The organism is Photorhabdus temperata (assembly GCF_025384845.1).
Classification (GTDB): Bacteria; Pseudomonadota; Gammaproteobacteria; order Enterobacterales; family Enterobacteriaceae; genus Photorhabdus; species Photorhabdus temperata.
On the sequence record NZ_JAJAFX010000020.1, the window covers coordinates 1 to 12,882 of the forward strand.

General features: G+C 45.5%; 15 protein-coding genes. 2 read left to right on the forward strand and 13 right to left on the reverse strand.

Annotation, left to right across the window (positions count from 1 at the left end):
* The first annotated feature begins 428 nt into the window (after nt 1-428).
* Nucleotides 429-641: an AbrB family transcriptional regulator gene (locus tag LGZ99_RS09490; protein WP_262979063.1), complete on the forward strand. Its 213-nt coding sequence runs from the start codon at nt 429-431 to the stop codon at nt 639-641.
* Nucleotides 634-915, forward strand: a complete 282-nt coding sequence (locus LGZ99_RS09495) for a type II toxin-antitoxin system VapC family toxin (RefSeq protein ID WP_262979064.1) — start codon at nt 634-636, stop codon at nt 913-915. The genes LGZ99_RS09490 and LGZ99_RS09495 overlap by 8 nt, the downstream gene beginning before the upstream one ends.
* 767 nt (nt 916-1,682) lie before the next feature.
* On the opposite strand, the gene LGZ99_RS09500 is transcribed toward LGZ99_RS09495, so the two are convergent.
* The 13 genes from LGZ99_RS09500 to tgt form a co-directional block, all read right to left on the reverse strand.
* The gene (locus LGZ99_RS09500; protein ID WP_023043749.1) at nt 1,683-2,006 is read right to left on the reverse strand and encodes a type II toxin-antitoxin system YafQ family toxin; all 324 of its coding nucleotides are present in this window, start codon (nt 2,004-2,006) and stop codon (nt 1,683-1,685) included.
* Nucleotides 1,978-2,250 (reverse strand): type II toxin-antitoxin system RelB/DinJ family antitoxin, encoded by a 273-nt coding sequence (locus LGZ99_RS09505; RefSeq protein ID WP_021323470.1) that lies wholly within the window; start codon nt 2,248-2,250, stop codon nt 1,978-1,980. The genes LGZ99_RS09500 and LGZ99_RS09505 overlap by 29 nt, the downstream gene beginning before the upstream one ends.
* Before the next feature lie 238 nt (nt 2,251-2,488).
* On the reverse strand, nt 2,489-3,667 hold the full coding sequence (locus LGZ99_RS09510; RefSeq protein ID WP_262979065.1) for an MFS transporter: 1,179 nt from the start codon (nt 3,665-3,667) through the stop codon (nt 2,489-2,491).
* Nucleotides 3,668-4,154: 487 nt separating this feature from the next.
* A complete protein-coding gene (gene pgpA, locus LGZ99_RS09515) occupies nt 4,155-4,646 on the reverse strand; it encodes a phosphatidylglycerophosphatase A (RefSeq protein WP_021323467.1) in 492 nt (163 codons plus the stop codon).
* Nucleotides 4,639-5,628, reverse strand: a complete 990-nt coding sequence (thiL, locus tag LGZ99_RS09520) for a thiamine-phosphate kinase (RefSeq protein ID WP_021323466.1) — start codon at nt 5,626-5,628, stop codon at nt 4,639-4,641. Before thiL ends, pgpA begins: the two co-directional genes overlap by 8 nt.
* A gap of 102 nt (nt 5,629-5,730) precedes the next feature.
* Nucleotides 5,731-6,147 (reverse strand): transcription antitermination factor NusB, encoded by a 417-nt coding sequence (gene nusB, locus LGZ99_RS09525; protein ID WP_021323465.1) that lies wholly within the window; start codon nt 6,145-6,147, stop codon nt 5,731-5,733.
* Nucleotides 6,148-6,173: 26 nt separating this feature from the next.
* Nucleotides 6,174-6,644 carry a 6,7-dimethyl-8-ribityllumazine synthase gene (gene ribH, locus LGZ99_RS09530; protein WP_021323464.1) on the reverse strand — a complete coding sequence of 157 codons (471 nt, stop codon included), beginning with the start codon at nt 6,642-6,644 and terminating at the stop codon, nt 6,174-6,176.
* 126 nt (nt 6,645-6,770) lie between these two features.
* Nucleotides 6,771-7,880, reverse strand: a complete 1,110-nt coding sequence (ribD, locus tag LGZ99_RS09535; protein WP_262979066.1) for a bifunctional diaminohydroxyphosphoribosylaminopyrimidine deaminase/5-amino-6-(5-phosphoribosylamino)uracil reductase RibD — start codon at nt 7,878-7,880, stop codon at nt 6,771-6,773.
* Between the two features lie 6 nt (nt 7,881-7,886).
* Nucleotides 7,887-8,336 carry a transcriptional regulator NrdR gene (gene nrdR, locus LGZ99_RS09540; RefSeq protein ID WP_021323462.1) on the reverse strand — a complete coding sequence of 150 codons (450 nt, stop codon included), beginning with the start codon at nt 8,334-8,336 and terminating at the stop codon, nt 7,887-7,889.
* A 114-nt stretch (nt 8,337-8,450) separates the two neighbouring features.
* Entirely contained in the window at nt 8,451-9,419 is a 969-nt protein-coding gene (gene secF, locus LGZ99_RS09545; protein ID WP_023043742.1) for a protein translocase subunit SecF, read from the reverse strand.
* A gap of 10 nt (nt 9,420-9,429) precedes the next feature.
* The gene (gene secD, locus LGZ99_RS09550; RefSeq protein WP_072008821.1) at nt 9,430-11,277 is read right to left on the reverse strand and encodes a protein translocase subunit SecD; all 1,848 of its coding nucleotides are present in this window, start codon (nt 11,275-11,277) and stop codon (nt 9,430-9,432) included.
* 27 nt (nt 11,278-11,304) lie between these two features.
* Nucleotides 11,305-11,637 carry a preprotein translocase subunit YajC gene (yajC, locus tag LGZ99_RS09555; protein ID WP_021323460.1) on the reverse strand — a complete coding sequence of 111 codons (333 nt, stop codon included), beginning with the start codon at nt 11,635-11,637 and terminating at the stop codon, nt 11,305-11,307.
* Nucleotides 11,638-11,731: 94 nt separating this feature from the next.
* Nucleotides 11,732-12,856, reverse strand: coding sequence for a tRNA guanosine(34) transglycosylase Tgt (tgt, locus tag LGZ99_RS09560; protein ID WP_036836966.1), 1,125 nt, complete (start codon nt 12,854-12,856; stop codon nt 11,732-11,734).
* Between the last annotated feature and the right edge of the window lie 26 nt (nt 12,857-12,882).

The window sequence follows — 12,882 nt, forward strand, 5'->3', positions numbered from 1 at the left end:
CCAATAGATTTCAAGTTGCAGCGCGGCGGCAAGTGAACGCATCCCCAGGAGCATAGATAACTATGTGACTGGGGTAAGTGAACGCAGCCAACAAAGCAGCAACTTGAAAGATGAAGGGTATATAGGGATAATAGGATATTTATCCTATTATCCTTCAGATTACTGACTTTTAGCGTTTCGATTATCACCGTTGAGTTTTTCTTAAAAGAGAAAACATCAGGAAAAACGGATTTTAAATTGATTAACAAGGTGACAAAATAACAGTATTAACTAAATAATAAAGACATGGGATTACATAAAAACATTGTCCAAATAGCCCAGTTATCTTAACTTGCAATCCCAGCAAATTTGATGATAGGTATTTACTATTGACAAAATGTAAAGATGCACACATCTTTACTTATCATGTTTAGTAAAGGGGTGTTTTTATGCCAATAGTTAGCCAGAAAAGACAGGGGACGTTACCGCTTGAGCAATGTTTAATAGCTGGCATTCAGCCAGGTGACGAGTATGAAAGTTTCGTCAGCCGGAAAGGGATCATTTCAATTATTACAAAGCGCAAAGGTGCCGCGAAGGGGATATTGAAGGGTATCTCAGTCGATCAGAAGAGTCACTTGAAAGTGCCATACACTGATGATTGAAGTAGATACAAACGTCGTACTCAGATATCTGCTGCAAGATGACGCGAACCAGTCTCAAAAGGCCAATGCACTCTTTGAAGGTAAGCAGAAAATCTTGATCACTGATGTGGTTCTAGTCGAGACAATTTGGACATTGAGAGGTAAGCGTTACTTGCTGCCTAAAGAGTCGCTGGTAAATGTGTTGCATAGCCTCATTGAAGAACCCAATGTTGTCTTCGAAGATGGTCATGCGCTCTGGTGTGCATTGGAGATCGACGGCACAGAAGAGCCTTAGAGGAAAATATTTCACGAATGAACGGGGATACTATCACAGTCCCCACTTGCTCAGAGTGTTGCAAGAAGGTGAAATGGGATCAATGGATCCTATTACAAGTAAGCTAAAGTTACCGAGGTTTATTATATTTGTACAGAAGCATTTTGATTGCTCACGCCGAAAGGTGACTAAAAACAGCTTACTCCCTAACATGTTTAATGCATTTATCAGCTATGCTATCCTCCTCTCATTTTATATTTACCTAACCTGCCATGACTATTTAAAAACGAGAATACAGATAGATTAAAGCTTTTATATAAAAGCCAGATTTAACTCAATAAATAAAACTTTTTAGAAAAAAAGTTAATTACATTTAATCGAATCACATTAACCATTAACAGATAATTTAAAGGAAATCAGCAAAAAAACTATCCGAAAAAGCATAGAAGGATATTTTTATATCATCAAAGATAAATCAGATATGATTAACATTGGTTAAACGTAAAATACGGCATCCCATGATGATTAAACTTAATACAATCAGACATTAAAAGTGGTGAAAACAACGATTAAAACTTTATACCGATTAAACCCAAGAGTTAAAATAGTGACTTTTAATAACAGTTTAAAGCCTGCGAGCTGATGTTAAAACTCAACAGTTTTTTTTCAGTACCGGGATATCTTGCAGTGTACGTCACTCATATCCCGGAACAGGCATCAATTTCACCCCTTCAGTTTCTAATTCCTTGAAAGCCTGAGTCATTGTGCCACTCAAGATTTCCACTAGATCATTCGAACAATTCCGCATGTGTACCGGTTCTGACAAACTCGATTACATTTCTCTGTTCGTCCAACAGATAGATTAAAAGAAAATCCCCCCCAATATGACACTCTCTAAACCCTGCCCAATTTCCAGCTAATTCATGATCTTTATATTCAGATCCTAACGGTGAATCATTCGCAATGAGGAACATTACAACAGATTTTAATCGGTTCATGTCATAACGCCCAGAACGGCTCAATCGTTGCCAATCTTTGCCAAACTGCTTTGTATAGTCTGAACGGCGCGGGAGACTGGCTCGCTTACTTGCTGCGGTCTTTTTCAATGTCATAAATTAAATCATCCGCATTGTTAAAACGCGCATTCATTGCGCTTCTCGCCTCATTCATAGCCTCAATAGTAACTCTGTTAGGGATTTTCTTGATCTCGAAAGGTAACGCCTTTTCTTTGGCCACCATCGTTACAGCAATGCGTAGAAAGTCAGACATTTTGATCCCAATATCGGCTAGGACATCGGTTGCCTCTTGCTTAATTGCTGGATCTATACGTGTGCGAACGTAAGTTTCAGTGCTCATTTAGTACCTCGTACATGCTGATTTTTGTAGTGCTATTGTAGTCCTAATTTTGATATTAGACAACATTAGCCCTGAGAAGGAAATACTGAGATATAAAGCAAAAAATGATCAACAACTCCCACCGCAGGCCCGCAACGTTCATATCGCTGCCGCCTACCCAATGAGCGTCTGTCGAATGCATTATCAAGATGCCTGCCAAGGAAATCAACTGGCTGAATGACCGTTAACGAACTTCATCCTATGCAGTCAGCCTGTCCTTAATACGACAAAACCAGCTCCCTCCCAATAACGCCATCACAAGTTCAAGAGAGGCTATTGCGGCCAGAACGAGGATAAACAAGGCCTTGCCCGCGCCAACTAATATCCATCCACCTATCGCCGGAAATCCAAATATACCCACAAAATAGGCGACAACGAACCAGGTGAGGGCCGCATGGCGATTCTCAAGAGCAGAATCGTTTATTGCCCATGTTTGAATAACGGGATACACCAATCCATACCCTATCCCCGTTAACATGGCCGCCGCAATCGGGAACACGGGGTGAACCGGTATGCCCAGCAGGGCCAAAATACCCACGATTAAGAATAACATCAGCGCAGTGACTAACGGGATACGGGGCATCGTCGATAAACGTCGGGCCAACAAAAGCCGCGACACAACCACGGTCGCTGCATGTACAGCGAAGAATGTACTTGCATTTGCACGCGTCCCTTCGACGAGTGAACTCTGGAATGACATCATTCCGGAGAATACACAGCCTCCCAGACCCACCATCACAATGGGACGGATCGCACTACTTGTAGCGATCTTCGTTATTTTTTTCACCCAGGGTCTCAGTGATAATTCCCGTTGACCATGCGGCTCCTTGATACCAAAGGTCGCCAGAAGCAGTGAGGCAAAGGTGCCAGCGACGCCAACAAAGAGAAACGTTGTTTGGATGGACACCCCCGCCTGTTCAACCGCTGCGGTAAGGAGGATGGGACTACCACAAATCCCAGCCATTTGAAACGCACTGAATCGGGTAAACCAGTGGCCCCTGTCAGCATCAGTGACACGTTCCGACAACGCCATGGGCCCACTGATATAGAACATTCCCCAACCGAGTCCAATCAAAAACGCCGCGATACGCGGAATATAGCTCAGTTCACCGCTAAAGCCGCCTAAAAGAAGATAACCACATGACATCGCCAACGCCGCAAGGGCTGCAAGGCGGGATGCTTCCAGCTGCCCGGCAAACCATCCGACTAAAGGAACACCAATCAAAGTGCCAACCAAGGCCACACTGAGAGTCGTCCCGGCGTCAATGTCACTCCCTCCTTGTGACCGAAAATACGCGGAAATAAGGAAGGTGGCGCCATATCCTCCCGCAGTGAACAGGGTTCCGAACAGGAGAAAAAGTGCCGACATTGTTCGCATGAGTCAAACTCCATCTTAATTAATTCTTAATTATTATCGGGTACCGAATGACTTTGGCACCATCGACCTCAATTTATTCACCGCTTTTTCCAGACGGAGACAAACATACCGTATCTCGTCTTCAATGTTAAATCTGCCCAGTCCGAAGCGCACACTGGCTTGAGCTTGTGCATCGCTGACCCCTATCGCCTTCAGTACATGTGAAGGTGCCCTGTTAGCGGATATTCGTCTTAATTTAAACTGATTGGTAACGTTTTTTCTTTTTAGCCTTGCAGCCAGGTGGTTGAGCCCCGGCCAGATGAGATAGCCTTTATGATTCGTCATGCAATGTTGTACTTAGTTCACAACGTAACCGCCCGTACAGGAGCGATATAGCCCCCTACAGTGCAGATTATGACCAAAAGGCAATCAGAATGAGGTAATTGACTACTAGTCAACCAATGATGGGTTAGAACTCCATTTATTTAATAATCAAACGCACCGCACATCAGAAAGTCAAAATCTGATAAAACGCCAATAACCAAACAATGACGAACGAGAATACAGCCGCGATAATATCATCCAACATGATACCTAATCCGCCGTGAATATAACGATCAAACCAGCGAATAGGCCACGGTTTCCACATATCCAAAATACGGAACACAATAAAACCCGTTAAAACCCACTGCCAGTTAACGACAGGAATTGCCATCAATGTGATCCACATACCGATAAATTCATCCCAGACAATACTGCCATGGTCATGAACTTTCATATCATCAGAAGTACGCTGGCAAATCATTATCCCGAACAACATTCCGGTAATAATCACCAGCCAGCAAATCCATTCTGGAAACTGAATCAATAATAACCAAAATGGAACAGCAGCAGCAGATCCCATTGTTCCTGGCATTACCGGCGATAGCCCACTACCAAAACCCGTCGCTAATAAATGCCAGGGATTATTCATCCGTAAACGGCGTTTTGCCTCATCCATGTGCTTCCTCGGTAATAAAGTGATCGAACCCTTTCAGATCCAATTTAATCTCTTTATTCTTGCTGTAATAACGAATCTCTTCTGATTCCGGCATAATCTGTCCGACACAGCTAAAACCAGCGCCGGTATGAGCCAAAGCGATTTCCAGCGCGCCGCGATTCCTTTCCGGGACAGTAAAGCATAATTCATAATCTTCACCGCCGCTCAAAGCCCACATCAGAGCCTGTTGCGGTTCAACGTATTGTTTCATTGCACCAGAGTAAGGGATCGCATCCAGATTTATTCTGGCTCCACATCGGCTGGCTTTCAGTATGTGGCCCAGATCGGAAATCAAGCCATCAGACAAATCAATTGCTGACGTTGCCAGATCACGCAATGCCTGCCCTAGCAAAATACGGGGTTGCGGCCGGAGATGACGTTGAATTAGCCAATCACGGGACACTGGATCAGAAATTTGCAAATGGTTTTGTAACAGAGCTAAACCTGCCGCACTGTCACCCAACGAGCCACTCACATAAATCCAATCGCCATTTTTTGCGCCGGCACGCCGCAATGCTCTGCCTGCGGGAACCAGACCATGAATCGTTAGCGTCAGGCTCATCGGGCCACGGGTGGTGTCACCACCGATAAGCTGCATACCGTAATAACGCAATTGTTCAAAGAGGCTGTCACTGAAACCACTTAGCCAACATTCATCTATTTCCGGTAATGTCAACGCAAGCGAAAGCCAGGCAGGATCAGCACCGACAGCGGCCAGATCACTTAAATTCACCGCCAGAGATTTATAAGCCAAATCTTCAGGAGAAATATCAGGTAAGAAATGAACGCCTGAAACCAAGGTATCCGTGCTGACAGCTAATTGCTGTTTATCGGCCAGCATCATCAGCGCACAGTCGTCACCAATACCCAGATTTACATCACGCCGGTTAGTCGTCTGACGATCAAAATAACGCGCAATGAGGTCAAATTCGCCACATGCCATAATAGAATCCCAAAAAATTACTGATGATTACGAACATAAGGCCGGTCCCCCGGCCTTACAAATCATCGTCTACGGTGGGAAAAACCCGTCAAGCAGTGAGAATTATCTTTTCTTGCGTACTGCTGGGCCAGATTTATCCAGTACCCCGTTCACGAATTTGTGACTATCCTCAGCACCGAAGACTTTTGCCAATTCGATAGCTTCGTTAATAGCCACTTTATAAGGGACATCATCACGATAACTTAGTTCAAACATAGCAACACGCAAAATGGCTTTTTCTACCTGACCTAACTCTTCAAGCTGACGGGAAAGATAAGGAGCCATCAAAGCATCCAGCTTAACTGCGTTCACAGCTACTCCTGACAGCAATTCACGAAAATAGGTTACGTCAACACCAGTGACGTCCTGCTCCGACAGAAACTGTAATTCAACGTCAGCAATGTCATTGCCAGATAATTGCCATGAGTATATAGCCTGAACAGCGCACTCACGAGCACGACGACGAGCAGCAGGTTTCACAAGATTCCCCTTAATTAAAACTAAAATCAGCCTTTAATGGCGTTAATTACATTGACCATTTCCAGTGCGGTTAACGCAGCTTCTGCGCCTTTATTACCCGCTTTGGTTCCCGCGCGTTCAATCGCCTGTTCAATGCTTTCTGTAGTCAGAACACCAAATGCTACTGGGATTTTACTGGTCATTGCCACATTAGACAGACCGGAACTGCATTCACCAGCAACGTATTCAAAGTGAGCGGTACCACCACGGATAACGGTACCCAGCGCGACAACTGCGTCATATTTTTGGGTTTCGACCAATGTTTTTACCGTCAACGGTAATTCATATGCACCAGGAACCCAGACAACAGTGATATTTTCTGAAGCAACCTGACCGATACGCTCAAGTGCATCTACCGCGCCTTCTAACAGATTATCATTAATGAAGTTGTTAAAACGTGCAATGGCAATCGCCACACGAGCTTGTGGAGCCGCAACAATACCTTTGATTACGTTCATAGCCTTCCTTATATCTGTTCATATCCGCAGGGGGGCGGATTCTATCATATTCTTTCGTTAGCCGCGCCTGCCGATTTAGCAACAGAGTATAAAAACAGGCGGGTTAACCCACACTCACACATTCAGTCAGTATACAGGCCGCAGACACAGACGAAGATCAGGCCCGACTTGCTGTACATCAAAAATGTTAAATTCCGGCGCATCCGCCAGATTTTTAAGCTCAGGAATGGTAAACAAACCACAGGCGGCATCACCCAGCACTTTTGGCGCAACATAAAGTATCAACTCATCTACCAGCCCCAAAGTCAGTAATGCCCCCGCCAACAGCGGACCACATTCGGCCCAGACAGTATTAATCTGACGTTTACCCAATTGCATCATCAGTAACACTAAATCTACACCAGCACCATGAGCAGGCAGCAGTATCTGCTCTACATTTTCAGGCCAGTTATATTCATCCGCTTTGGTGCGGGCTAACCAGCAATAGCCCGGCTGTTGTATGACCTGATGCTGCGGGGTAACACGGTTCTGACTATCAACAATGACACGCACCGGCTGACGAAGATTTTCCTCAGGATAAACCGCCTGAGTTTCTGCATCCAATTCGCTCCAGCGGACCGTCAGGTAAGGATCATCAGCCAGAACAGTGCTACTAGAACTCAGAATCGCACTACACTGAGCACGGAATTTTTGCACATCATAACGAGCCTGGGATGATGTAATCCATTTGCTTTCTCCAGAAGCCAACGCAGTTCTTCCGTCAAGAGAAGCCGCCATCTTCAACTGAACATACGGGAACCCTGTACGCATTCGCTTCAGAAACCCCTTATTGAGGGATTCCGCCTCCTCCATCATCAATCCGTGTTCAACTTCAATCCCCGCTTGTTGCAGCTTATAAAACCCTCTTCCCGCTACTTGAGGGTTAGGGTCCTGCATAGCCGTAACCACACGACTAACGCCAGCAGCAATCAGGGCATCAGCACAAGGAGACGTTTTACCGTGATGACTGCACGGCTCAAGAGTGACATAAACGGTTGCACCTTTAGCTTTATCACCGGCCACCTGTAAAGCATGGACTTCGGCATGTAACCCACCAGAACGTAAATGAAAACCTTCCCCAACAATCTGCCCATTACTCACAATCACACAACCGACATTAGGATTAGGTGACGTAGTAAAGCATCCCTGACACGCCAATTCGAAAGCACGCGTCATATATTTTTCATCGTTATTCACTACTTATTAATCCTGTAATTTAGCAATCTCTTCGCCAAATTCACGAATATCTTCAAAACTGCGATAGACGGAAGCAAAACGGATATAGGCGACTTTATCCAATTTCTTCAATTCATCCATCACCAAATTACCAATCATTTTAGATGGAATTTCCCGTTCACCGGTAGCACGTAACTGAGATTTAATACAGCTAATCGCCACTTCTACATCATCAGAACCGACCGGACGTTTCTCCAATGCTTTTTGCATACCTCGGCGCAGTTTTTCTTCATCGAATGGCTCCCGGATATCATCACTTTTTATCACTCTCGGCATAACTAACTCCGCCATTTCAAAAGTGGTAAATCGTTCATGACACTCAAGACACTGGCGACGCCGGCGTACCTGCGAGCCATCCCCCACCAAACGGGAGTCAATCACTTTGGTATCAACAGCGGCACAAAATGGGCAATGCATATCACTTCCTGATGGTTAGTCCGAGCTAAGTTTATAGTTTACCTTAATCTGAACAAAAAACACCCTGCCAGCCAGATACTCACAGGGTGTTTGAACAGCATCAAGGCAGAATAGTTAAGGCAATAAAGATGGCTGATCAGCTCCTTCCTTCTCAACCTTTTGCTGGATCATGTGTTCACGCTTCATACCCAGTTTCAACGCTAATGCGGAAGCAACATAGATAGAAGATATCGTACCGATAGAAACACCGATTAACATCGCCAGCGAGAAGCCTTTCAGCATCGCACCACCGAAAATATACAACATCAGCACCACCAGTAAGGTAGTCGCAGAAGTCATGATGGTACGGCTTAGTGTTTGCGTCAAAGAGACGTTCATAATTTCATACGACGTACCCCGGCGGATCTTACGGAAGTTTTCACGGATACGGTCAGAAACCACGATACTGTCATTCAATGAATAACCGATAACGGACATCAGCGACGCCACAATTGTCAGGTCAATCTCGATATGAAACAACGACAGAACCCCGAGCGTGATGATGACGTCATGCGCAAGCGCAAGAACCGCCCCTAACGCCAGACGCCATTCAAAACGGAGCCCAACATAAATCAAGATACAGATAAGGGCCGCCAGTAACGCCATCGCACCATTTTGGGCAAGTTCAGCACCGACACTTGGCCCAACAATTTCAACACGATTCACACTCGCATCTTTATCAACGGAATCATTGATGACCTTAATAACCTTTTTGCTCAGTTCTTCATTCGCAGCGCCCATCAGCGGTGGCATACGCACCATCACATCACGGCTGCTACCGAAGTTTTGCAACAAAGGATCTTCAAAACCCGCTTTCGCCAGGCTATCACGCATCTTATCCAAATCAGCCGGCTTACTGAGTTTGATTTCAATTACCGTACCACCGGTAAAATCCAATCCCCAATTAAACCCGCGGGTTGCCATCACAAAAACAGAAGCCACCAACAGCAGCAACGAAATTCCGAAAGCAACGTTGTCCCAGCGCATAAAGTCATGGACTTTGCGACCGTAGTTCAATTGTTCAACAGTATAATCCTGTGCCACAACGTGCTCCTTAAATTGACAGCTTCTTAATACGCTTACCGCCGTACAGCAGGTTCACAATAGCCCGGGTACCTACAATAGCGGTAAACATAGAAGTGGCGACACCAATTGACGTTGTTATCGCAAAGCCTTTAATTGACCCGGTACCAACAGCGTAAAGAATGATCGCAGTGATCAGCGTTGTCAGGTTGGCGTCGATAATACTGGAGAACGCACCTTTATAACCTTCATGTATCGCTTGCTGTACGGTACGGCCATTACGTAATTCTTCTTTGATACGCTCGTTGATCAGTACGTTGGCATCGACTGCCACCGCCAGCGTCAGAACAATACCTGCAATCCCCGGCATAGTGAGCGTAGCCCCCGGCAACAGAGACATAACACCGACAATCAGCACCAGGTTAGCCAGCAGCGCGCTACTCGCAATCAAACCGAATTTACGGTAGTAAATCACCATAAACAGGATTGATGCGATCAGACCCCACAGACAGGCTTCCAGACCTTGTTCAATATTTTGCAGACCAAGGGTTGGCCCAATGGTACGTTCTTCCACAATCTGAATCGGCGCAATCAGAGCACCGGCACGCAGTAACAAGGATAACTGACGGGCTTCAGTTGCATTGGAAATACCGGTGATACGGAAATTACTCCCCAGACGAACCTGAATATTGGCAATATTAATCACTTCTTCATTTTTGACTAACACAACCCGACCGTTAGCATCTTTCTTACCACTGTCTTTATATTCCACAAACAGCGTTGCCATTGGCTTACCAACGTTGTCCTTGGTGAAATTAGACATCGCAGTGCCACCGGCGCTGTCCAGTGAAATATTTACCTCTGGACTACCGTATTCATCCGTACCAGAGGTTGAATCTGTAATATGATCCCCGGTCAGAATAACACGCTTATATAACACAACCGGGCTACCATCACGGGTATTTTTCACTTCAGAATCACCCGGTACACGACCTGATGTAGCCGCAGTAGAGTCAATACTTGTATTGACCAAACGGAACTCCAGGGTTGCTGTCGCGCCAAGAATTTCTTTAGCGCGGGCAGTATCCTGAATACCCGGTAATTCCACCACGATACGGTCAGCTCCCTGACGCTGAACTAACGGTTCGGCCACACCCAATTGGTTAACACGGTTACGCAGAATGGTAATATTTTGCTGCACTGCATAAGAACGGGCTTCACGCTGGCGCTCATCACTCATCACCGCTTTCAGGGTATTATTGGCTCCAACACTGAACACTAAATCACGGTGACGATTGGTAAGATAGCTCTCTGCATCAGAAAGGGCTTTTTCATCACGGAAGCGGACCTCTACACCGTAATTATCAATTTTGCGGACAGTGGAATAAGGAATACCTTTTTCACGTAAATCAGTACGCAAGCCATCAATACTCTGCTCTTGCAGTTTGCCTAACGCGGTTTCCATATCCACTTCCATCAGGAAGTGCACACCACCACGCAGATCAAGGCCCAGTTTCATTGGCTCTGCGCCAACTTTGCCCAGCCAAGCTGGTGTTGCCGGCGCCAGGTTCAATGCCACCACATACTGATCGCCTAATGCGGACATCAGGGCTTCACGGGCACGAAGCTGAATATCAGAATTATTGAAACGAGCAAGAATCGCGCCATTTTCCAGCGCAATAGATTTACTCGTGATTTGATCTTTCTCTAAAACATTACGGACTTGGTCCAGCGTTTGCTCACTGGCGGCAATGCCTCGCGCGCCAGTGATTTGTACAGCCGGATCCTCACCATAAAGGTTGGGAAGTGCATAAAGCAAACCGATGAGGATCGCAGCGATCAGCATCAGATACTTCCACAAAGGATAACGGTTTAGCACGGCAGTTCCCTTCGGGAAAATCAGAAATTACAGAGCCTTCATTGTACCTTTCGGTAAAACGGCAGCGACGAAATCACGTTTAATAGTCACTTCAGTGGTGTCATTCAGTGCTAAAACGACATAACCCGTATCAGCAACTTTAGTTACACGACCAATCAAACCACCATTGGTCAGAACCTCATCACCTTTGGAAATAGAATCCATCAGTTTTTTATGGTCTTTCGTACGTTTCTGTTGTGGACGCAGGATCATGAAGTAGAAGATCAGACCGAAAACAACCAGCATGATGATCAGAGAATATGGACTTCCCTGAGCCGCCGGTGCACCAGCAGATGCCGTTGCTTCAGAAATAATACTCATTAAACTTTTCCCTCATTGTTATCAAAATCGATAGTAATCAAAAAACCAACCGCAATATGCTATACACACTGAGGTCAGTCAATCACCACTTAAGTCAAATATTTAATAGCGGAACGGGTTTACCAATCCGCTGATAAAAATCTTCAACAAACTGTTCAAGATTACCTTCTTCGATGGCTTTACGGATCCCAGCCATTAAACGCTGATAATACCGCAAATTATGGATAGTATTCAGCCTTGCACCGAGAATTTCGTTACAACGATCAAGATGATGCAAATACGCCCGGCTATAATTTCGACAAGTATAGCAATCACATTGCTCATCCAGCGACGAAGTATCTTCTTTATGTTTGGCATTACGGATCTTAATGACACCATCGGTGACAAAAAGATGACCATTACGGGCATTACGGGTTGGCATTACACAATCGAACATATCAATGCCGCGGCGAACCCCCTCTACCAAATCTTCTGGTTTTCCTACCCCCATCAGATAACGCGGTTTGTCCTGCGGGATTTGCGGGCAGACATGTTCAAGAACACGGTGCATATCTTCTTTAGGCTCCCCAACCGCAAGACCGCCTACAGCGTACCCATCAAAGCCAATCTCTACCAGACCTTTTACTGAGATATCACGTAAATCTTCGTAAACGCTCCCTTGAATAATACCAAACAAAGCATTTTTATTCTGTAACTCATCAAAACGCTTACGACTGCGAGCCGCCCAGCGTAAGGACATTTCCATCGAACGTTTGGCATAATCCCAGTCAGCAGGATATGGAGTACATTCATCAAAAATCATCACAATATCGGAACCCAAGTCATACTGGATTTCCATTGATTTTTCCGGGCTGAGGAAAACAGGCGTACCATTAATTGGGTTGCGGAAATGTACACCTTCCTCTTTGATTTTACGCATCGCGCCAAGGCTGAATACCTGAAAACCGCCTGAATCCGTTAAAATCGGGCCATGCCATTGCATAAATCCATGCAAGTCGCCATGCAGCTTCATGATTTCCTGCCCCGGACGCAGCCACAGATGGAAAGTGTTGCCAAGCAGGATTTGCGCACCGGTCTCTTTTACTTCTTCCGGTGTCATTCCTTTCACTGTGCCATAAGTACCCACAGGCATAAACGCCGGCGTTTCTACAACGCCACGTTCAAAAACCAGGCGACCGCGCCGAGCCTGACCATCGGTAGTTTGTAATTCAAATTTCACTTAACCTCCAAGCATCAGATAAACAG

Coding starts and splice junctions, on each gene's coding strand:
- LGZ99_RS09490 (WP_262979063.1), top strand. CDS start 429: ATGCCAATAGTTAGCCAGAAAAGACAGGGGACGTTACCGCTTGAGCAA.
- LGZ99_RS09495 (WP_262979064.1), top strand. CDS start 634: ATGATTGAAGTAGATACAAACGTCGTACTCAGATATCTGCTGCAAGAT.
- LGZ99_RS09500 (WP_023043749.1), bottom strand. CDS start 2,006: ATGACATTGAAAAAGACCGCAGCAAGTAAGCGAGCCAGTCTCCCGCGC.
- LGZ99_RS09505 (WP_021323470.1), bottom strand. CDS start 2,250: ATGAGCACTGAAACTTACGTTCGCACACGTATAGATCCAGCAATTAAG.
- LGZ99_RS09510 (WP_262979065.1), bottom strand. CDS start 3,667: ATGCGAACAATGTCGGCACTTTTTCTCCTGTTCGGAACCCTGTTCACT.
- pgpA (WP_021323467.1), bottom strand. CDS start 4,646: ATGGATGAGGCAAAACGCCGTTTACGGATGAATAATCCCTGGCATTTA.
- thiL (WP_021323466.1), bottom strand. CDS start 5,628: ATGGCATGTGGCGAATTTGACCTCATTGCGCGTTATTTTGATCGTCAG.
- ribH (WP_021323464.1), bottom strand. CDS start 6,644: ATGAACGTAATCAAAGGTATTGTTGCGGCTCCACAAGCTCGTGTGGCG.
- nrdR (WP_021323462.1), bottom strand. CDS start 8,336: ATGCATTGCCCATTTTGTGCCGCTGTTGATACCAAAGTGATTGACTCC.
- yajC (WP_021323460.1), bottom strand. CDS start 11,637: ATGAGTATTATTTCTGAAGCAACGGCATCTGCTGGTGCACCGGCGGCT.